Source organism: Bacteroides difficilis, from assembly GCF_048319815.1.
Classification (GTDB): Bacteria; Bacteroidota; Bacteroidia; order Bacteroidales; family Bacteroidaceae; genus Bacteroides; species Bacteroides zhangwenhongii.
Map to the genome: position 1 here is coordinate 1486941 of NZ_CP182814.1, position 23402 is coordinate 1510342.

Below are 23402 nucleotides of genomic sequence, written 5' to 3' on the forward strand. Positions count from 1 at the left end.
CGAAATAATCATATTATATATGCTTACTAATATAAAATTAAGTATTAAGCGGACTGCCAGTATACTTCTGGCAAGCTGTTGTTTGGTGTCTTGCAATTATCTAGATGTAATTCCTCCTGCTACGCCAGACTTTGACGACACAATGAAAGATGTTGATCTTACGTTAGATTTCCTTTATACATGCTATGGCGGGGTGCCTCGTTCTGAACCTTTTTATTTTAAAGCTTATGAACGTGGTAATGATGAGAATGCTTTTCCACCGGGTTATGCATTTTTTGCGCAACGTATTCAGTGGGGGACGGCTTCTCCTTCTTCTCAAGCGGGAGTACCTAGTTGTAATACCGATTACAACATTTGGACGCCTTCTTATAACTTTTTAGGTTATACTCATGAGTTTATGAATCAGTTGAAGAAGTCCGAACCTGCAAATCTTTCTTCTGAAGACCGTGACCTTTTTATGCACGAGGCTATGTTTTTGGAGGCTTATTATCAAATGCGTGTACTTCAAGCATATGGTCCGATTGCAATTATTGATGGTAAGGTAGATCCGGGTATAACGACAGATGAATTGCCTGGTCGCTCTCATTTTGACTATTGTGTAGACTATATTGCAAAGAAATTTGATGATGCAGCAGCTGGGCTGCCTCCTGTGCGTTTGGATAGGGATCTGGGACGTGCTACTTCTACTATTTGCAAGGCTTTGAAAGCCAGATTGCTACTTTATGCGGCTTCTCCGTTGTGGAATGGTTCTTTTCCTTTTCCTGAGTGGAAAAATATGAATTTTCAAACTCCAGGATATGGTAACGAACTGGTTAGTCACGAGTATGATGAGAAAAAATGGGATCGAGCTATAACAGCTTGTGAAGAAGCTTTAAAAGTGGCTAAAGACGCTGGTTATGAATTGTTTGATGTAAATACGGCTAATGAGCTTGCGGCAACTCAAAAGTTGGGGTTGCTTTACATTCCCGGTCGTGAGGAAGAAACATCTGAAAATATAGCTTTTAAGGAGCGTGTACGTATGTTCCAATATTTATCTTATGCAAATGAGAGTCAAGGAAATAAGGAAATTATTTGGGGAGTACGTATAAGTAATGAAACAGTGAATCAAGGTGAGGAGTCCACAATTAAGCCACCTTCTTACGTCGTGACAGGTAAAGGAACCCTCTACGGAGGGAATGCGGCAGAAGCTCCTACTCTTTATACCGTTCAGCATTTTTATACCCAAAATGGTCTGATTCCTGCTAAAGATCCAAAGTTCTATCCGGAATCGGAATGGTATACCCGTTATCATGAGGGACAAGTAAATACTGATAATAAGTCAATGCCTGATAAAGAAACGGTAAAGTATGATATCATTAAACTGAATACGCAGCGTGAAGCGCGTTTTTATGCATGGATTGCTTATGATGGTTGTATGTACAGTCCTAAAATTCAGGATGGCAAGAATCCTTTGTGGATCAATTTCAAGAATACAAATACTAATGGATATAATAGAAGCCGTGATCGTCATTACGTGGGTACCGGTTATTTAAGTAAGAAATTTTTGGATCCTAATGCGGAATGGTATTCTTCTACTCGTACTCATCAATGGGGTTGCCCTCGTCGTCCGTTAGTACGTATGGCAGAACTTTATATGAACTTGGCTGAGTGCTATGCTGCTAAGGGTGAAACTCAAAAGGCTTTGAATAATTTGAATGTAATTCGTAAACGTGCAGGTGTTAAGGAATTGACCACCACTGATTTAGGTGATATGAGCTTGATGGATTGGGTGCGTAATGAACGTTTTGTTGAATTTTATGAAGAAGGTTTACGGTATTATGATTTACGCCGTTGGACTATTGCGCCTGAGCGTTTGAAAGCTGGTTCTTTTTATGGACTAAATGGTCGTAAAGTAAATCCTACTTTTGAAGATTTTAATAAACCTACTCTTATTGACCAGCCGTTTGCATGGTACGATCGTTCTTATTTATTACCTGTTCCTCAGGGGGTATCAGAAGATGGCAAGAATACAACCTTGAATGAATTGTATGCTAATCCGCAGATGGTTCAAGCTCCAGGATATTAATCATAAATTAAAAACGAAGATATGAAAATAAGATTTTATAAATTGCTTACATTATCTCTTCTGTTGATAATAGGAGGGGCTTGTATAGAAGATAATTGTGACTACGATACTCTTTTCCCAGAAGAATATAATGTAGTATTTGCACTGAAAAATAGTTTAAATGAGACATATACCGTAGATCGGTCAGCAGAAACTTCTATTTATACTGTAACAGTATTGAAAGGTGGAGCGCAACCAACCATGACAGGTGACGTAAAGATAGAACCTTGGACTGTTGAGGAAATTGGAGACTATGGTGCCACCATTGGACGTACTTACAAGCTTTTGCCGAGCACTGCCTACACATTGAGTGAAACAGACCTTCACTTTGATGGTACAGTAAGAGGTACTGACATATTGATTACATTCAATCAGACTGCAGTATATGATTTCATTACGAATAATAGCGGTGCTATTTGTGTACTTCCTCTACGGCTGGTTTCTCAGCAGACTGTTGATTCAGAGAAAGAGAGTGTCTTAATTGAAGTGAAAGTAAAGTAATAGTATAACTAAGAACCTTTATTTTTTGAGGGAAGAATGGTAGGGAGAAAGGTCCCTCCCTGCCATTCATCACTTCTTCTTTTCCTTATATTCTTTTTTTGTGAGGTATATTGAAGTTTGATATGCTATTTTTGTAGAATATTTATATGAATAGGAGAGTGCTTTATATTTTTATTTAAATTATATATGATAAAACATTTAGTTTTAGTAGGAGTCACCTTGTTATTATCTTCTCAGGTATTATGGGCACAGTGGAAACCGGTCGGCAATAAAATTAAGACATCTTGGGCAGAAAACATTGACATTAACAATGTTTTACCGGAATATCCGCGTCCTATTATGGAACGTTCTGAATGGTCTAATCTGAATGGTCTATGGAATTATACTATTCAGCCATTAGGAAAAGGGATACCAACTTCTTTTGATGGTGAAATACTCGTACCTTTTGCTATTGAATCTTCTCTTTCCGGAGTTGGAAGAATATTGGGAGAGAATAAAAATTTATGGTATCAACGTAGCTTCATAATTCCTTCAAAGTGGAAAGGGAAAAAGATTTTGCTTCATTTTGGAGCTGTTGATTGGAAAACAGAGGTATGGGTGAATAATATAAAAGTGGGTGAACATACAGGAGGCTTTACCCCATTTTCTTTTGATATAACACAAGCTTTGGATGGTTCGAAAAATACTCTAGTAGTAAAAGTTTGGGACCCGACAGATAAAGGAACTCAGCCTAGAGGAAAACAGGTAAGTCAGCCGCGTGGTATTTGGTATACTCCGGTAAGTGGCATTTGGCAGACTGTATGGCTAGAACCGGTAGCAGATCATTATATAACTAACGTACGAACTACTCCCGATATAGATACAAATGGGGTGAAGGTAAAAGTGGAAACTGATAATGATAGAGTTTCGGATAAGTTTGAGGTAAAAGTTTTTGATGAAGGACAACTGGTGGCTATGGGAACATCTATTAATGGATTACCAGTTGAAATCTCTATGCCTGTTGATGTAAAACTTTGGTCACCCGACAATCCATTTTTATATCAGATGGAAGTTTCTTTATTTTCAGAAGGAAAACGGATTGACTGTATAAAGAGTTATATGGCGATGCGTAAATTTTCTATGAAAAGAGATGAAAAAGGTATTGTACGTTTGCAACTGAATAATAAAGATTTGTTTCAGTTTGGCCCATTGGATCAAGGTTGGTGGCCGGATGGATTATATACGGCACCTACAGACGAGGCGTTACGCTATGATATTAAAAAAACGAAGGATTTCGGCTTTAATATGATACGGAAACATATAAAAGTAGAACCTGCTCGTTGGTATACTTATTGTGATCAGATGGGCATTATTGTATGGCAGGATATGCCAAGTGGTGATAAAAATCCGGAATGGCAGAATCGGAAGTACTTTGAAGGAACAGAACTGACGCGTTCGCCCGAATCTGAAGCTAACTATCGAAAAGAATGGAAAGAAATCATTGATTGTCTTTATTCTTATCCGTGTATTGGAACTTGGGTACCTTTTAACGAGGCTTGGGGACAATTTAAAACTCGTGAAATTGCAGAATGGACTAAGCAATATGATCCGACACGTTTAGTTAATCCTGCTAGTGGTGGTAATCATTATACTTGTGGTGATATGCTCGATCTACATAACTATCCTGGTCCTAAAATGTATTTATATGATGCACAGCGGGCCACAGTGCTAGGAGAATATGGAGGAATTGGATTGGTATTGAAGGATCATCTTTGGGAACCGGATAGAAACTGGGGATATGTACAATTTAATACATCGGCAGAAGCTACGGCAGAGTATCTAAGATATGCTAAGATGTTGAAGGAAATGATTGGCCAAGGCTTTTCTGCGGCTGTTTATACACAGACTACCGATGTAGAAGTAGAGGTGAATGGGTTGATAACCTATGACCGTAAAGTGATTAAACTAGACGAAGCTATTTTGAAAAAGATGAATGAGGATATTTGCAATTCATTGAAATAATAAACATAAAGATTATATATTTTACCATGAAAAAGATACTTATTGGGGTTTTTACTCTTTTTGCAGTCTTTTCAACTGTTGAAGCGAAAAGTAACAAAGACCAAGATCGTGTACTAATTGATAAAGTTGCTATGTGGCAGGTGAATCATCAGCCACAAGTGAAACATCATGATTTGGAATGGACAAATGCTGTACTATTCCGAGGTATGGTGGAGTGGGCAGATTACACACAGGATTCTCGTTACTATGACTTTCTGATGCAGATCGGAAAAAAGCATAGTTGGGCATTCTTGAAACGTCTTTATCATGCGGATGATCTTGTCATAGCACAGATGTATATCCGTATGTATGAGAAATTTCGTGATCCGGCAATGATCAGACCGACAATAGCGCGGGTGGATTCTATTATAGCTAATCCGTCGAAAGCACGTTTATGGCTTGGCGCTAAAAGATGGTCGGAACGTTGGTCCTGGTGTGATGCTTTGTTTATGGCTCCTCCGGTGTATGGTCAGTTGAATAAACTTTATCCGGAGAAAAATTATTTAGATTTTATGGATCGGGAGTTTAAAGAAGCTACTGATTCTTTATATGATAAGGATGCGAAATTGTACTATCGTGATAGGAGATATATTCCTAGAAAAGAAAAGAATGGTGAGAAAGTTTTTTGGGGAAGAGGAAACGGATGGGTGTTTGCAGGAATACCTTTATTACTGCAAACTTTGCCTAAAGATCATCCTACTTACAATTACTATTTGAATATCTATAAGGAAATGGCTTCTGCTGTGATTAAGTGTCAGGACAAAAAAGGTTCTTGGCACGCAAGTATGCTTGATCCCGATTCATATCCTTCTCCCGAAAATAGTGCTTCCGGTTTTTTTGTTTACGGTTTAGGTTGGGGAGTAAATCAAGGGATCTTGAAAGATAAAAAGTATAAAAAAGCTGTTCAAAAAGGTTGGAAAGCATTGAAAAGTTATGTTCACGAGGATGGTATGCTTGGGTATGTTCAACCGGTCAGTGCCGCTCCTGAAAAAGTTACACAGAATATGACAGAAGTGTATGGGGTAGGGGCATTTTTGATGGCAGGTATTGAAATGCTAAAAATGAGATAGTTGTGAAGGGCAATTAAATTTATTAATTATAAAAGAAGCCACCGACTTACTTTGAAGTTACTAGGGCTTTGATAATAAAAACTTTGTATGGAAATGAATAACAAAAAGAGTACTTTATTATTGCTTTTCTTGGCATTATCCTTTTGGGGTAATGAGAATAGTGCTTTTGCACAGAAAAGTAAGGATCGTGAATATTGGGTAAAGACAATGATTAAGATTATAGATCCGCTTTATACAAATCTAAGTCAGAATACATTAAGAAAGAACATGCCTGTTGAAACTTTCGATGGGTTGAACAATGGCAATACTAGAAAGAATGTTACACATTTGGAGGCATTAGGGCGTTCTTTCAATGGTATTTCAGCTTGGTTGAATCTTCCTCCTGATGAAACGAAAGAAGGGAAACTACGTGCTAAATATACAGAGTTGGTAGTAAAGTCAATAGCAAATGCTGTGAATCCGGAATCTCCAGACTATATGCGTTTTGATGGTCCTGGTGGGCAACCATTGGTGGATGCTGCTTTTTTTGCGCAAGGATTAATTCGTTCGAAGGATCAGATATGGCCTAAATTGGATAAAATAACTCAAGAGAGGGTTATTAAAGAATTGAAAGCTTCTCGTAGGATTAAGGCATTTGAATGTAATTGGTTGATGTTTTCTGCTACAATCGAGGCTGCTTTGTTGGAATTTACGGGTGAATGTGAGTTAAAGCCTATTCATCATGCTCTGAAAAGACATAAAGAATGGTATAAAGGAGATGGTTGGTATGGTGATGGACGTAATTTTCATTTAGATTATTATAATAGCTATGTTATCCAACCTATGTTGATAGATGTATTGGCTATTATGAAAAAGCATGGAATAGAAGGGGCGGATTTTTATGATGTACAATTACAGCGTTTTATTCGTCACGCTGATCAGCAAGAAAAGATGATTTCTCCAGAAGGAACTTACCCGGTGTTGGGAAGATCTATGGGATATCGCTTTGGAGCATTTCAGGTTTTGGCTCAAGTCTCTTGGATGAAACTGTTGCCAAAACATATAAAACCGGCACAAGTACGTTGTGCATTGACTAAAGTGATGAAAAATCAGCTAATTAAAGGTACTTTTGATAAAGACGGATGGCTGAACTTGGGATTTTGTGGTCATCAGCCAGAGATTGCGGACAGGTATGTGTCGACAGGTAGTAATTATTTGTGTACTTTTATATTCTTACCTTTAGGGTTACAGCCGGATGATGAATTCTGGACGGCTAAACCGGAAAAATGGTCTTCTATGAAGATTTGGAGTGGTAGCCGTGATATAAAGAAAGATGATGCTATTAGGAATTAAAGATAAATCTAATATCTAATGAGACAGCATGGGAAGTGGTTTGTTTTATTTTTGATTACAATTTATACATTATCAAGTTGTAAGTCGCATAAACAAGTAAAATTAGTTTTATTGCCGGATATACAGACCTATTCGCGGCTCTATCCGAATATATTGAGGTCGCAGATACAATGGGTGGTTGACAATGCTGATAGTATTAACTTTGTTTTGCAACAAGGGGATATGACTGACCACAATATTGATAAGGAATGGAAAGAGGCTGCTGGTGCTCTAAATATGATGGATAATAAACTTCCTTATGCTTTTGTAATGGGAAATCATGATTTGGGTAAGAACTCAAACAAGAGAGATTCAGAACTTTTTAATCATTATTTCCCTTACGATAAGTACAGCAAGACTAAGAACTTTGGAGGAGCATTTGAGGAAGGGAAAATGGATAATGTATGGTATACTTTCAAAGCGGGTGGATTAAAATGGTTAATTCTTTGTTTGGAATTTGGACCTCGTAATAGTGTCTTGGATTGGGCAGGAAAGGTAGTACAAAAACATCCAGATCATAAAGTGATAATTAATACACATGCTTATATGTACTCAGATGATACACGCATGGGCGAGGGAGATCGTTGGCTACCACAAAAGTATGGATTAGGTAAGGATACTGGTGTTAATGCTGTGAATAATGGAGAACAGATGTGGGATAAATTAGTAAGTAAATATCCCAATATTTTATTTGTCTTTAGTGGACATGTTTTAAATAGCGGTATCGGAACATTGGTTAGTACAGGTGAACATGGCAACAAAGTATATCAGATGTTGGCTAATTTCCAAGATGGGGTGAAAGGCTCGAATAAAGGACAAACGGGTTTTCTGCGCATTGTGAATATAGATATTACGAAAAGATGTGTGAGTGTGGAAACTTACTCTCCTTATTTAAAGGAATACAGAACGGATAAAAGGAATAAGTTCTCTTTTGTGGACGTTGACTTTTAATTGAAGGAGGGAAATAGACTATGGTTGAAGAATGTATTTTCATTTGAAAAAGTGGAGAGCATCTTCTGATTACAAACTGGCGATATAATAGTTGCAAAATGATAATTGGAATAAATGATATGAAGAAAGTTGTACTGATTTGGTATTTCTGTGTAGTTGCGTTAGCTGGCAGTTTTGCGCAGAATGGGTCTTATAAAGACCCGAACTTATCTCCTGAAGAACGTGCTGAAGATTTATTAGGACGATTGACTCTGAAAGAGAAGATTGGACTGATGCAAAATTCTTCCTGCGCAATAAAACGGTTAGGTATCGCACCTTATAATTGGTGGAGCGAAGCGTTGCATGGTGTTGCTCGTAATGGCGTGGCTACAGTGTTTCCGATTACCATTGGAATGGCGGCTACTTTTGATGATGAGGCGATTGAAAGGGTATATGTAGCAGTAAGTGATGAGGCACGTGCGAAGTTTCACGATGAACATCGCCATAATCGGTATGGATATGGAAATGAGGGACTTACTTTTTGGAGCCCTAATGTGAATATTTTCCGTGACCCACGCTGGGGACGCGGACAAGAAACCTTTGGAGAAGATCCTTATCTAACTACTCGTATGGGGGTGTCAGTAGTAAAAGGAATGCAAGGACCGGCAGATTCCAAATACGACAAAACTCATGCATGTGCCAAACATTATGCTGTACATAGCGGACCAGAGTCAAAGCGCCATCGGTTCAACGTTGAGAATCTTTCTCCACGTGATTTGTGGGAAACTTATTTACCCGCTTTTAAAGCATTAGTACAAGAGGCTGATGTTAAGGAGGTGATGTGCGCATATCAGCGTTTTGAGGATGAACCTTGCTGTGATAGTAATCGGTTGCTAACACAGATTCTGAGAGATGAATGGGGATATAAGCATTTGGTAGTAAGTGATTGTGGAGCTATAGGGGATTTTTTTCGTAAAGGTCATCATGAAACACATAAAGATGGAGTTTATGCCAGCGCTTCCGCTGTGATAAATGGTACAGACTTGGAATGTGGAGCGGAATATGCCAATTTGGAGGAGGCAGTTAAAAAAGGTCTTATAACGGAAGAACGTATAGACAAGAGTTTACGTCGTTTGTTAGAAGCTCGTTTTGCATTAGGGGAGATGGATCCGGATTCTATAGTTTCCTGGAGTAAAATCAGTATTGATACAGTGGATTGTAATTTGCATAAACGGATGTCTTTAGACATAGCTCGTAAATCTATGGTATTACTTCATAACAATGGTGTACTTCCATTAGCTAAGTCTGGAACTCGAATTGTAGTTTTAGGTCCTAATGCTGTAGATTCGGTAATGCAATGGGGAAATTATAATGGTGTACCCTCCCATACTTATACAATTCTTGAAGGTATTCGTGGTAAAGTTGGTGACGTACTTTATGAGAAAGGGTGTGAATTGTTGAAGAATCAGGTCTTTTATTCTTCATTTGAAGAGATTTCTAATAATGGATGCCCCGGTCTGACTGCTACTTATTGGAATAATATGGACTTAAAAGGTGATGTGGCGGCGATACAGCAGTTTACTTCTCCAATTAATTTAAGCAATAGTGGCTATACGGCGTTTAATACGAGTGTCGGTTTATTTAATTTTACAGCATCCTATGAAGGTGTTTTTCGTCCGAAAAAAAGTGATGATTATACATTAATTATTGAAGGTGATGATGGTTATCGGGTATATGTAAATGATAAAAAGGTAATAGATTATTGGGGAGTGCATCCTAGTGCCAAAAGAGAATATACATTGAGAGCTATCGCAGGGCAAGACTATAAAATTAAAATAGAATATATGCAAGCGGGTGGAGAAGCATTGCTGAAATTTGATTTAGGAGTTTATCGGCAGATTCCGGCTGAAACAGTGGTTAATAAAGTAAAAGAGGCAGATGTTGTTATTTTTGTAGGCGGCATTTCACCCGATTTTGAAGGTGAAGAAAAATACAACATTGAAGGTTATGGATTTTCTGGTGGTGATAGAACCACTATCGAACTTCCTCAAGTACAACGTGATATTTTGAGAGCTTTGAAAAAAGCTGGTAAAAAAGTTATTTTTGTCAATTGTTCAGGTTCTGCAGTTGCATTAGAACCCGAAATGGATTCGTGCGATGCTATTTTACAGGCATGGTATCCTGGACAAGCTGGAGGATTGGCTGTAGCAGATATTCTATTCGGAGATTTTAATCCAAGTGGCAAATTACCGGTAACGTTTTATAAGAACACGAATCAATTACCGGATTTTGAAGATTATAGCATGAAAGGGCGGACTTATAGATATATGACAGAGAGCCCTTTGTTTCCTTTTGGTTATGGATTAAGTTATACTACCTTTGACATATCTAAAGGCCGTTTAAATAAACGATCCATATCTGTAGGGGAAAGTGTGAACTTAAAAGTCAACGTGAAGAATACAGGAAGATTTAATGGAGCAGAAGTTATTCAGGTATATGTTCGCAAAATAGACGATGAAGAGGGACCTGTAAAAAGTTTGCGTGCTTTTCGTCGCGTACCGCTAAAAATCGGTGAATCTCGTACCGTGTCCATAGAACTATCTCCAAGTACTTTTGAATTCTTTGACCCGAGCACAAATACAATGTGTATTACATCCGGCAAATATGAAATTACGTATGGAAATAGTTCTAATGTGCAATTAGAGAATAAATTAAGCATTACTATTCATTAGTCATAGGAATAATCAATAAATATAATATGAGAATAAGTTCATTTATTATTACGTCTCTTTTGTTTGGGGCTGTTTGTAGTTGTTCAGCTCCTAAAAGTGAAATGAGTACTCTTGTTAACAGTAGTTTACAGACAGCTACGATACAGTCGAAACTAATGGCTGAAAGTCTTTTGGATAAGGAAGGTAAGCTTCCACGTACAATCGGAAAGGATGGGAAATTAGTGACTTCAGAATCGCGTTGGTGGACAAGTGGTTTCTTCCCGGGTGTTTTATGGTATTTATATGAAGCAAATGGAAATGACACTTTGAGAGCATTTGCTGAGAATTTTACTAAACGTGTAGAGAGAGAACAATATACAACTGATAATCATGATGTCGGTTTTATGTTATATTGTAGTTTTGGTAATGGTTTACGCTTAACAGGGAATGAAGAATACAAGAAAGTCTTGTTACAGGGGTCTGAGTCATTAAGTACTCGTTTTCGTCCTCAAGTAGGGTGTATCCGTTCTTGGGATTGGAACCAGAAAGTATGGGAGTATCCTGTGATTATTGATAATATGATGAATCTGGAAATGTTGATGTGGGCTTCTAAAAATTCAAACGATCCAAAATTTGCCAAGATTGCCCAGTCACATGCAGATGTAACAATGAAACATCATTTCCGTCCGGACTATAGCAGTTATCATGTCGTTTCTTATGACACGATCTCCGGTCAGCCGGAAAAGAAAAATACCTGTCAGGGATATGCTCATGAGTCTTCTTGGGCACGCGGACAAGGTTGGGCGTTATATGGATATACGATGATGTATCGTGAGACAGGGCAAGAGAAATATCTGGAGCATGCTGTAAATATTGCTAAGTTTATAATGAATCATCCGCGTTTACCGGAAGATAAGATTCCATATTGGGATTTTGATGCTCCAAATATCCCAAACGAATTACGTGATGCTTCTGCCGGTTCATTAATTGCTTCAGCTTTGATAGAATTGAGTCAATATACAAAAGGGGAGCTCTCCAGGCAATGCTTGTCGGTCGCTGAGACTCAGTTGAAAACACTTTCTTCACCGGAATATCTTGCTGAACCAGGTACCAATTGTAATTTTATTCTGAAACATTCAGTTGGCAATAATCCCGGTAAAGGGGAAGTGGATGTACCTTTGACTTACGCTGATTACTATTATGTGGAAGCTTTGGTTCGTTATAAGAGAGATATTCTAAAAGAAAGCATGAACTAAAAAACTGTTTTGGAATGATACGGACTTTATTTCTAGGTATACTTATGCTCGTGAGTTCGATGGCGGTGAATAGCCAAGAACATGAAGAGTATTACATGAATCCTATTTTGTCTTCAGGAGCTGACCCTTGGGTGATGAAACATGAAGGCTGGTACTATTATTGTGGCGGTGTACCTGGAGGTATTGGGGTATCTCGCTCTCGCGATTTGCATAAAATAAATCCTCCGGTACGGGTATGGAAGGTACCTCAGAGGGGTGCGTGGAATTCAACTTGCGTTTGGGCACCGGAAATCCATTTCTGGAAAGGTAAATGGTACATTTATTATGCTGCGGGGTATAGTGGTCCTCCTTTTATCCACCAGAAAACTGGGGTGTTGGAATCGGTAACTTCTGATGCAATGGGAGAATATGTAGATAAAGGTATGCTATTTACTGGTGATGTGTTGGGAGACTGGAAAAACAACCGATGGGCGATTGATATGACTTTGTTGGAGCATAGAGGACAATTGTATGCTATCTGGTCCGGTTGGGAAACGGCCGAACCAACTGATAAAACTCAACAGCATTTGTATATTGCTAAAATGGAAAATCCTTGGACTATATCTTCCGGGAGAGTGAAAATTTCTTCTCCGGATCGCTATTATGAGCAAGGGATACTACCATTGAATGAAGGGCCACAGGTATTGAAACATGGAAAAGATATATTTATTGTCTATTCTTGTGGGCAGTCGTGGTTGGATACTTATAAACTGTCTTATCTCCGGCTAAAAGATTTGGATGCTGATTTATTGAGTCCTGAAAGCTGGATAAAAAGTGAGAAACCTGTATTCGAAGGCACGGATAGTGTATTTGGTGTAGGCCATGCTAGTTTTACTACTTCTCCTGACGGTAAAGAATATTATATTTATTATCATACAAAAAAGGAAAGGAAACCAGGTTGGAAACGTGATGTCCGTTTACAGAAGTTCACGTTTGATGACTCTGGGGCTCCGTATTTTGGTAAGCCGGTCTCCATAGATGAGAAGTTGCCTTTACCATCGGGAACCGCTCGTGCAGTGCAGGTAAAACCAATTGCAGAATTGGAGACAGATTTTACGCAATTATCTCCATCTGCACGTCCTTATACTTATTGGTTTTGGATGAATGGAAATATAACGAAGGAGGGAATTACAAAGGACTTAGAAGCGATGCATCGTATCGGTGTAGGAGGTGTCTTTAATCTGGAAGGAGGTACAGGCATTCCTAAAGGACCGGTCACCTATTTGAGTCCGGAATGGTCGGAACTAAAAGCGCACGCTATAAAAGAAGCCGCTCGTTTGGGTATTGATTATGTGATGCATAATTGTCCGGGATGGTCTTCTAGTGGTGGTCCTTGGATAACTCCTGAATATTCAATGCAAAAGCTTACCTGGAGCGAAATAGAAGTCAGAGGTAATGTACAGGTTGATACTCTGTTACCTCGACCTGTTACTGAATTGGGATATTATAAAGACATAGCAGTGCTTGCTTTTCCTTCGTTTAAAAATGGAAAACCTGTAGGCTTCTCAGATTGGCAGCTTTTGAATAACAGTGTTTTCAATCATAAAGGATTAATCGATATCCGGGAATATGATAAAGAACAAGTCATTGATCCGAAAGAAATTATTGATTTGACGGAATTTGTTGATTCTAAAGGGAACTTAAAGTGGAAAGCACCTTTGGGAAATTGGACGATTATCCGTTTGGGACATACTTCTACCGGAAGAAAGAATTGCGCAGCTCCTGATACGGGTGTGGGACTTGAATGTGATAAATTCAGTAAACAGGCTATTCAGCTTCATTTTAATAAAATGATGGATTTACTTTATCCGCTGATCAAACCGTATGTTCATCAGATTCAGATAGGATTGGAGATAGACAGTTGGGAAGTCGGTATGCAAAACTGGACGTCGGGATTTGAAGAAGAGTTCTATGAAAGAGCAGGATATGATTTAATTAAATATCTGCCGGCAATGACAGGTAAGATTGTGGGAAGTAAAGATCTGACAGAACGTTTTTTATGGGATATTCGTCGTGTACAAGCAGATTTGTTGGCAGACAATTACTATGGTGAATTCCGTACCTTGTGTAATCGATATGGTTTGGTGTCTTATTGTGAGCCTTATGATCGCGGTCCGATGGAGGAATTGCAGATTGGTTCGCGGGTAGATGGAGTGATGGGAGAATTTTGGAATGGATTATCTGCTATTTTCCAAAATAATCTGATGATGCGGCGTACTACTAAATTAGCTTCTTCCATTGCTCATATTAATGGACAGAAAATAGTAGGTGCTGAGGCTTATACCTCGGAACCGGAATCTGGAAGGTGGCAAGAGTATCCATTTGCATTGAAAGCTGTTGGCGATAAGGCATTTACAGAGGGTATTAATAGGATGGTCGTACATCGTTACGCTATGCAACCTCATCCGAATGCTGTTCCTGCTATGACTTTGGGGCCTTGGGGGGTACATTTTGACCGAACCAATACTTGGTGGGAGCCGGGACGTGCTTGGATGGATTATTTGAATCGTTGTCAAACCGTATTACAAGAGGGGCTATTTGTTGCTGATTTGGCTTACTTTACAAGTGATAATATAGTAGGATATACTAAAGTACATCGAAAGGATTTGACTCCAGTTCCCCCCGAAGGATATGATTACGATTTGATAAATACGGAAACTTTGTTACATAAGGCTTGGATGGAACAAGGACGTTTGAGGCTCCCAGATGGAATGAGCTATCGTGTATTGGTTTTGCAGGAACAATCGCATATTACATTAAGTTTACTGAGAAAACTTCAATGTATGGCGGAACAGGGATTGATTATCATTGGTGCACGTCCAAAGCAGACGGTGGGATTACAATCTCATTCTGTTGTTGATACGAAAGTGTTTGAGGATCTTTGTGATGAATTATGGGGAAAGAACCCTACAGCAGTGGTGGATCGCAGTATAGGAAAAGGAAAGCTCTTTTGGGATACTTCCCTGCAATTGGAACAGATATTTGCTAAAATCCAGCTCAGACCGGACTTTGAGGTGATATCTAATCCTAATAGTGCTCCAATACGTTATATTCATCGACAGATCGGGGATACGGAGGCCTATTTTGTAGCTAACCAACGGAGGACTTCAGAAGAGGTAATATGTAATTTCCGCGTAAAAGGAAAAATACCGGAGTTTTGGAATCCGGTAACGGGCGTAAGGTCTCGTGCTATGGTATATCGTGTTAATGAAGAAACGGTTTCAGTTCCTATCCGATTGGATGAGTATGGCTCTGTTTTTGTGATATTCCGTTCTGACCTCCCTGAGTCACCTGCTATTCGGTCTATCCATAGAAATGGAGATTGTTTGGTCGATGTTTCTACAATGTCTGCTACGCAGTATAATCAGGCGATATATACTGACATTAAAGATAATTTCTCAATAGCCTTATGGGTAAAACCGGAGTCGGATGCTATGTTGAATATTGACAATCCAATGGGGTATATTCCGAATCCTTGGACGGAATATTATACCATTTATCCATCATCCGGTGAACGGCTATATGGAGCAGGACATGCTACTTGTGGACTGGCAATCGGTCGGAATGGGGTTGCTGTTTGGGAGAATGAAAAAGGATATCCGGAGTTCAAGATGGCTGCAGAGAAACCGATTTCGGGTTGGAGTCATGTTTGCTTGGTGTACGAGAATGGAGCTCCGTCTATTTATATAAATGGAGAACCTGTTTCTTATAAAACGAGATCTTTACAAACAATTCATCCAGGATTGAATCTTACCAATTTGCAGGAAGGGGCATCCTATTATAATGGGGATATGTCTACTCCTATATTGTTCCGTAGCGTCTTGTCTGAAAAGGAGATAGGACAGATGGTAGCTAAGGGTTATAAGAGAGAAGAGGATAAGCGGACGCTGAGTTGGATGCCTTATGATAATTCTCGATCTTTATTGGCTTGGAGGGATGGCATTTATATGTTTGTCATGGAAGATGGAAGCAAGAAACAATTGAAAGTAGAAAAAGTAGGACGTATGGTAGAGATAGATCAAAAATGGGAAGTACGTTTTCCGAAGGGATTGGGTGCACCGGCAAAGATAAACTTGCCAAAGTTGGTTTCTTTGCATCTCCATAAAGATGAAGGAGTGAAATATTTCTCCGGTACTGCTACTTATAAGACAAGCTTTAGCGTAAAGTCATCTATGCTTACCGAAGATAAGGTCGTTTTACTTGATTTGGGTGCGGTTGAAGTGATGGCAGAGGTAATTGTCAATGGAGTGAATAAAGGAATTTTATGGTCTCGTCCTTATGTGGTTGATGTTACGGATGTGTTGAAGTCCGGAGAAAACACATTGGAAGTTAGAGTAACTAATCAATGGACCAACCGTTTGATTGGCGATGAACAGCTGCCGGAGGAAAATGAATATGTACCTGGGGGAGGTATCAATGGAATTGCAGCATTGAGTCGTGGAGCTATTAAGAAATTGCCTGAGTGGTACAAAAATGGAGAAAATAAGCCGGAAGGCGGTAGAGTAACATTTACTACCTGGAAGCATTATCGTAAGGATTCTCCACTAATGGAAGCCGGCCTGTTAGGACCTGTTAGGTTGATTCCTGCAATGAAGATTATGTTAAAGTAGAAGTTGTATATATCATGTACGGGAAAAGGGAAAATAATATACTGATGAAAATTACTCTGACTCTATTACTGCTTGTTGTTTTGAATAATCAAGCTATAGCCTCGTTTCGAAAAGAATCGATATTAAATGATTCTTTGGAAGCTTATTTCTCGCTAAATGAGGTACGTTTGTTGGAGAGTCCCTTTTTGTCTCTTCAACAAAAAGGAAAGGAGTACCTTCTTTGGTTAAATCCCGATTCTTTACTTCATTTTTATCGTATTGAGGCGGGACTTCCATCCAAAGCGGCACCTTATGCAGGATGGGAGTCACAAGAAGTCTGGGGAGCCGGTCCCTTAAGGGGAGGTTTCCTCGGGTTCTATCTATCTTCAGTGTCTATGATGTATCAATCTACAGGTGATGCGGAATTGTTGAAGAGGTTAAAATATGTGTTGAAAGAATTACAGTTATGTCAGAAAGCTGGAAAGGATGGTTTTCTTTTGGGTATTAAAGATGGGAGAAAGCTATTTAAGGAGGTTGCAGATGGGAAGATAAAGACAAATAATCCTACAGTGAATGGGGTATGGGCACCCGTATATCTGATAAATAAGATGCTTCTTGGATTGTCTGCTGCATATACGCAATGCGAACAGAAAGAGGCGTTGCCTATGTTGGTACGATTAGCAGACTGGTTTGGCTATCAGGTTTTGGATAAGTTGACGAATGACCAGATTCAGCAGTTACTTGTCTGTGAGCATGGCTCTATCAATGAGTCTTATGTAGAGGCCTATGAACTGACTGGAGAAAAACGTTTTCTTGATTGGGCATGTCGATTGAATGATCGTGCGATGTGGCCTCCTCTTTCCGAAGGTAAGGATATACTTTTTGGATGGCATGCAAATACGCAGATACCGAAGTTTACCGGATTTCATAAGTATTATTTATTTACGGGTGATCAGCGTTTCTTGACTGCGGCAACCAATTTCTGGAATATTGTCACACAAAATCATACATGGGTTATTGGTGGGAATAGCACAGGAGAACATTTTTTTCCAAAAGAGGAGTTTGCAGAAAGGCTTCTTTTGGTAGGAGGTCCGGAAACATGTAATTCGGTGAATATGCTACGTTTGACCGAAACTCTTTTCTGTCAGCACCCCGATGCCGCTAAAGCTGCATATTATGAGCGTGTATTATTTAATCATATACTTTCTGCCTATGACCCAGAGAAGGGAATGTGCTGCTATTTTACTTCTATGCGTCCCAGTCATTATCGTATTTACGCATCACGTGATAGTTCTTTTTGGTGTTGTGGACATACGGGGTTAGAAAGCCCGGCTAAATTGGGAAAGTTTATTTATAGCCATAAAAAGAAGAATGCGGAGCAAGAAAATGAGATCAGAGTGAATCTGTTTATTCCTTCTATTCTTTCTTGGAAAGAAGAAGGGGTTGAGCTTATCCAGCAAAATTGTATACCGGAATCGGAACAAGTAAACTTCATACTGAATTTAAAAGAAAAACGAAGATTGGTACTCCGTATACGTAAACCGGAATGGACTGATAAAGCTACTATTGCCATAAATGGGAAAGTTGTACGGCCTTTTCTTGATAGAGACGGTTATTGGGTGATCAATAATGTGTGGGAAAGGAAAAATACAATAACATTGAATCTCCCAATGCGTATATATACAGAGCACTTGGTTGGTTCAGGTCGATATATTGCTTTGTTGTACGGTCCGTATGTACTAGCAGGACATTTGGGAAAAGAAAATTTACCTGTTACCTTTTGGGGAAAGATGAATAATACTGCAATGAATAAGGTGGATTTAGCGACTGTTCCTGTCTTTACTGTTCCTGCTGAACAAATTCCTACTTGTGTCGAATCGGTTTCTGCAGCTCCGTTAAAGTTTAAAATAAATCTGAAAGGGTTTGAGAAAATAGTTATAGAACCGTTTTATAAGATACATTTTGAGCGTTATGCGATTTATTGGCCGATAAGTTATTGAAAATTTTGTTGGTTTTTGGTATCTTATTTCCTTAAATGCTGGCAATTATGAAAAGTATGTCTATTAAATATGATGTTATGATACAACAAAAAATTAGAGTTGGACTTTTAGGAGTCGGATTAGATACCTATTGGGAACAATTTGAAGGTCTTCTTCCCCGTTTATTAACTTATCAAGACGAAATTGCGGCTAGAATAGATACGATGGGAGTGACAGTCATCAATACAGGTATGATAGATTCGCCTTTGAAAGCGACCGAATGCGCCCGACAATTAAAACAGTCTGATGTGGAATTGGTTTTTCTATTTATTTCCACTTATGCCCTTTCTTCTACGGTGTTGCCTGTGGCACAGCAGGTAGGAAAGCCTATAATCATTTTGAATATACAACCTGTTCCTGCAATAGATTATCAGAAGGTTAATTCAATGGGAGATAGGGGAAAGATGACAGGCGAATGGTTAGCGCATTGTCAGGCTTGTTCTGTGCCTGAGTTTGCAGGTGTTTTCAACAGAGCTGGAGTGAGATATGATATTGTTACCGGATATTTATCAGAAGAATATGTTTGGAAAGAGATTGCTTCTTGGGTAGATGCTACTTGCGCAATGCATGGTATGCGAACGAACCGTTTGGGAATATTGGGGCATTATTATTGTGGAATGTTAGATGTTTATACTGATGTAATGCAGCAAAGCGCAGCTTTTGGTACTCATGTGGAGTTGCTGGAGATGTGTGAATTGAAAGCATATATAGAAGAGGTGACAGAGCAGAATTTGAATTGTAAGTTGGAAGAGTTCCATGATAAATTTAATGTTGAAGCATCCTGTGAATCAGAAGAACTGATAAGAGCGGCACGTACTTCTGTAGCTTTAGATAAATTAGTGGAAGTTCATCAGTTGGGAGCAATGGCTTATTATTATGAAGGGTTCCGCGGAAATGATTATGAGAACATTGTTACATCTGTTATTGCTGGAAATACATTGTTGACAGGATATGGAATCCCCATAGCTGGAGAATGTGAAGTGAAAAACGCACAAGCAATGAAGATTATGTCACTCTTAAAGGCTGGTGGCTCCTTCTCGGAATTTTATGCCATGGATTTTGAGGATGATGTAGTTTTGCTAGGACACGATGGACCGGCTCATTTTGCGATTGCTGAAGAAAAAGTGAGACTTGTACCGCTTCCGTTATATCATGGAAAACCTGGTAAAGGCCTGTCTATCCAAATGAGTGTAAAGCCTGGTGATGTGACTTTATTGTCCGTTTGTGAGGGAAAAAATGGGGTATTTCTATTAGCTGCTGAAGGGGAAGCTGTACGTGGAGAAACATTACATATTGGCAATACTAATAGTCGTTATCGCTTTGCATGTGGTACACGTGAGTTTATGAATCGATGGAGCAAAGCCGGTCCTTCACACCATTGTGCGATTGGTGTTGGACATAAAGTCTCGGAACTCAAGAAATTAGCATTTCTTTTAGATATTCCAATTGTAGTCATTGAGTAATATTTTATTGAATATTGGAAATGAGGTCAAGGGATAGAAACAATGTTCCGTAAAAAAGCACTTGAATTGGGAAATAATAAAAATTAATACTAAGTAGATGTTCATAATTGGTTTATATCATAAGGTTTTGATACCTTTGCCTCATAAAATTCAAATATGCACTTATGGGCAAAATCAAATCAATCATATTAAAGGATTCCGAACGCTTGGCGTTGGAAACGGGTTTCCGACAGGGAGACAGCCATTGCTTTCGGATGCGCTGTCGTGCCGTACTGCTCAAATCGACTGGACTTTCCAGCAAGGCCATAGGTTTGCAGACGGAGATGTCACATGTATCTGTCAACTCTTGGGTAAAACGTTTCTTGTCGGAAGGCATCGACGGCTTGCAGACCCGTCCCGGCCGTGGGCGAAAACCTATCATGGACTGTACGGACGAGGAAGTTGTTCGCAAGGCCATAGAACAGGACAGGCAGAGCGTCAGCAAAGCTCGGGAAGCCTGGCAGAAGGCCACTGGCAAGGAAGCGAGCGACCTGACATTCAAGCGTTTTTTATCAGCCTTGGCGCAAGATATAAGCGAATAAGAAAACGCCCAAGGGGAGTCCCCTCGCCGCAACTCTATGCGTATAAGACCGAGAAGTTGCAAGAACTTGAACATCTGAACATAAACGGCAAGATAGACCTCTATTACGCCGATGAAAGCCATGTGTGCACCGAAGGCTATGTGCCTTACGGCTGGCAATTCCGTAACGAAGACGTGTATATCCCATCCCAAAAGGCACAAAGGGTCAACATCTTCGGCATGATAGACAGGAACAACCGCTATCATGGGTTCACCACGACTGAAAGTATTGACGCGGACAAGGTCGTTGAATACCTTGACACCTTTTCCTTGAACATAAAGAAAGATACGTTCATCGTGCTTGACAATGCGAGCGTACATCGAAACAAGAAAATAAAGGAATTGAGAGAACTGTGGGAGAAACGCGGACTTTTTCTCTTTTACCTTCCACCGTATTCCCCTCACCTGAATCTTGCAGAAACCTTGTGGAGAATAATGAAAACTAAATGGATCAGACCGCAGGATTATGCAAGTAGCGACAACCTCTTTTACACCGTCAATAGGGCATTGGCGGCTGTCGGGGATACCTTGGGTATTAAACTTAAACATAATGCTGCTTAATTTTAATTAGTTACTTAACAAGAATCAGAATTCGTGTTTCTGATTTGCATAATTTAATTTGTATGAACTTAAAATGTTTACTTTTTGGAGTGGCTCTCATGGCATACGTTGGACACGTAAAAGCAATAGACAATAGATTAGAACGTGTCTCTGCGGCTATTTCCCTGAAAGCACCGGGAAATGAAGCCAAACGGTATCCATTAACTTTTCAGCAATCAAAGGATAAAGGCTCCGATTTCTATTTGGAAGCTTCGGAAAAAATACCATTGACAATATTTCAAACTATGGAGGAGAAAAGTGATAAACTGCAAATAACGGTTTGTATCACTGCCTTGGAAGATACGTATTTTAGTTATAGTCAACAGTTTTCAACAAATTTTCATCATGATAATTGTCAGTTCTATATGCCGGGATTCTGGTATCGTCGTAATTTACGTTCACCTAAGGAAGCTCCTTCATTTCATACGTCAGATAGCTGGATTGTTCGCGAGGATAGGTTGAGCGCACCTCTTACGGGGATTTTTAGCGAGAAAGATAAGCGTTTTGTGACAGTAAATCGTTTGGATAAACTTAATAATGAGACGCTTACTACACATAAGGCAGGAGAAGTAATTCTTTCAGGAAAGACCTCTTTAGGATTTACCGGATTTGAGAATAAGAATGGAACGTCTACGTTGTCTTTTGGCTTTCCTTATCAGGAGGCTCCTAAAAGCTATCTTCGTAAATTGACTTTGGCACCGGCTGTGACGGCTTTTCAGCATCTGAGAAAAGGAGAAACGATTCTGTTGACATGGGAAATAATGGAAAGTGAAGCAGAAGATTATTCAGACTTTGTTCGTCGCGCATGGGAATATTGTTATGATACTTTCCAACCCAAACCTGTAGATACTCCTTATTCAATATCGGATGTAAAGCAAACACTTAGCCGTTTCTTTGTGAGTAGTTTAGTAGATAAATATCCGTTGGTGTATAATTCCGGTATACATCTGCGTACAGATAAATGTGCTTCTAATGGGCAGGCAGAAGTCGGTTTTATCGGGCGTGTACTCCTTAACGCATTTAATGCTTTGGAATATGGCGAAGAATGTAGCCGGGAAGAGTTAGAAGTAAATAGTAGAAAAATATTTGATAGCTATTTGAAGAATGGATTTACTGAGGCGGGTTTTTTTAAGGAGTCTGTGAACTATGATAAGAAGTTTGTGGATCCGGTTCATAGTATCCGCCGCCAGTCAGAAGGACTTTATGCGATATTTCATTTTCTGGCTTACGAAAAAGAGCGTGGACGTCGACATATAGAATGGGAGCAACGGGTGAAGAAGATGTTGGATATGTTTTTGCAGTTGCAGAATGCTGACGGTAGCTTTTCTCGGAAGTTTCATGATGATTTCTCTATTGTGGACAAGAGTGGAGGTAGTACTCCCTCGGCTACACTACCCTTGGTAATGGGGTATAAATATTTCAAAGATAAACGTTATTTGGCTAGTGCTAAGCGGACTGCTGATTACCTGGAGAAAGAATTGATATCCAAGGCGGATTATTTCTCATCTACTCTTGATGCGAATTGTGAAGATAAGGAGGCCTCTCTTTACGCTGCCACTGCTACTTACTATCTTTCGTTGATTACTAAAGGGGAGGAGCACAAACATTATGCAGATTTGACAAAGAAAGCGGCTTATTTTGCCTTGTCTTGGTATTATCTTTGGGATGTTCCTTTTGCACCGGGGCAGATGTTGGGTGATATAGGGCTGAAAACCAGAGGCTGGGGTAATGTGTCGGTAGAAAATAACCATATAGATGTATTTGTTTTTGAATTTGCAGATGTATTACGTTGGTTATCGGTAGAATATAAAGAACCCCGTTTCTCAAATTTTGCAGAAGTGATTTCAACATCCATGAGGCAGTTGTTGCCTTACGAGGCGCATATGTGCGGTATTGCTAAAGCTGGTTATTATCCGGAAGTGGTTCAACATACTAATTGGGATTACGGAAGGAATGGAAAAGGATACTATAATGATATCTTTGCACCTGGATGGACTGTTGCTTCTTTGTGGGAATTATTCACTCCGGGGCGTGCCGAAAATTTTCTATTGCATTAAGTTGTACGACACC

The 23402-nt window shown here is 39.4% G+C and carries 14 protein-coding genes; all 14 read left to right on the forward strand.

Going from position 1 to position 23402, the window contains the following annotated elements:
• The first annotated feature begins 19 nt into the window (after positions 1-19).
• The 14 genes from ACNOGP_RS05385 (at position 20) to ACNOGP_RS05450 (ending at position 23389) form a co-directional block, all read left to right on the forward strand.
• Positions 20-2065, forward strand: coding sequence for a RagB/SusD family nutrient uptake outer membrane protein (locus ACNOGP_RS05385; protein ID WP_287667026.1), 2046 nt, complete (start codon positions 20-22; stop codon positions 2063-2065).
• A 21-nt stretch (positions 2066-2086) separates the two neighbouring features.
• Positions 2087-2605: a DUF1735 domain-containing protein gene (locus ACNOGP_RS05390; RefSeq protein ID WP_195532052.1), complete on the forward strand. Its 519-nt coding sequence runs from the start codon at positions 2087-2089 to the stop codon at positions 2603-2605.
• A gap of 186 nt (positions 2606-2791) precedes the next feature.
• A complete protein-coding gene (locus tag ACNOGP_RS05395) occupies positions 2792-4606 on the forward strand; it encodes a glycoside hydrolase family 2 protein (RefSeq protein ID WP_418214280.1) in 1815 nt (604 codons plus the stop codon).
• 26 nt (positions 4607-4632) lie between these two features.
• Positions 4633-5715: a glycoside hydrolase family 88 protein gene (locus tag ACNOGP_RS05400; protein ID WP_195629200.1), complete on the forward strand. Its 1083-nt coding sequence runs from the start codon at positions 4633-4635 to the stop codon at positions 5713-5715.
• Positions 5716-5802: 87 nt separating this feature from the next.
• The gene (locus ACNOGP_RS05405; RefSeq protein ID WP_195532049.1) at positions 5803-7047 is read left to right on the forward strand and encodes a DUF2264 domain-containing protein; all 1245 of its coding nucleotides are present in this window, start codon (positions 5803-5805) and stop codon (positions 7045-7047) included.
• A 111-nt stretch (positions 7048-7158) separates the two neighbouring features.
• Positions 7159-8037, forward strand: a complete 879-nt coding sequence (locus ACNOGP_RS05410) for a metallophosphoesterase (RefSeq protein ID WP_418214281.1) — start codon at positions 7159-7161, stop codon at positions 8035-8037.
• A 119-nt stretch (positions 8038-8156) separates the two neighbouring features.
• Positions 8157-10748: a xylan 1,4-beta-xylosidase gene (gene xyl3A, locus ACNOGP_RS05415; RefSeq protein WP_418214282.1), complete on the forward strand. Its 2592-nt coding sequence runs from the start codon at positions 8157-8159 to the stop codon at positions 10746-10748.
• Positions 10749-10774: 26 nt separating this feature from the next.
• On the forward strand, positions 10775-11983 hold the full coding sequence (locus ACNOGP_RS05420; RefSeq protein ID WP_195532047.1) for a glycoside hydrolase family 88 protein: 1209 nt from the start codon (positions 10775-10777) through the stop codon (positions 11981-11983).
• Positions 11984-11997: 14 nt separating this feature from the next.
• Positions 11998-16632 carry a glycosyl hydrolase gene (locus ACNOGP_RS05425; RefSeq protein ID WP_418214283.1) on the forward strand — a complete coding sequence of 1545 codons (4635 nt, stop codon included), beginning with the start codon at positions 11998-12000 and terminating at the stop codon, positions 16630-16632.
• A gap of 44 nt (positions 16633-16676) precedes the next feature.
• Positions 16677-18611, forward strand: a complete 1935-nt coding sequence (locus ACNOGP_RS05430) for a beta-L-arabinofuranosidase domain-containing protein (RefSeq protein WP_418214284.1) — start codon at positions 16677-16679, stop codon at positions 18609-18611.
• A 77-nt stretch (positions 18612-18688) separates the two neighbouring features.
• Positions 18689-20113, forward strand: coding sequence for an arabinose isomerase (locus ACNOGP_RS05435; RefSeq protein ID WP_418214285.1), 1425 nt, complete (start codon positions 18689-18691; stop codon positions 20111-20113).
• 164 nt (positions 20114-20277) lie between these two features.
• Positions 20278-20694 (forward strand): helix-turn-helix domain-containing protein, encoded by a 417-nt coding sequence (locus ACNOGP_RS05440; protein WP_024988925.1) that lies wholly within the window; start codon positions 20278-20280, stop codon positions 20692-20694.
• Entirely contained in the window at positions 20691-21293 is a 603-nt protein-coding gene (locus ACNOGP_RS05445; RefSeq protein ID WP_232305450.1) for an IS630 family transposase, read from the forward strand. Before ACNOGP_RS05440 ends, ACNOGP_RS05445 begins: the two co-directional genes overlap by 4 nt.
• Before the next feature lie 62 nt (positions 21294-21355).
• A complete protein-coding gene (locus tag ACNOGP_RS05450; protein ID WP_418214286.1) occupies positions 21356-23389 on the forward strand; it encodes a hypothetical protein in 2034 nt (677 codons plus the stop codon).
• Positions 23390-23402 lie beyond the last annotated feature (13 nt).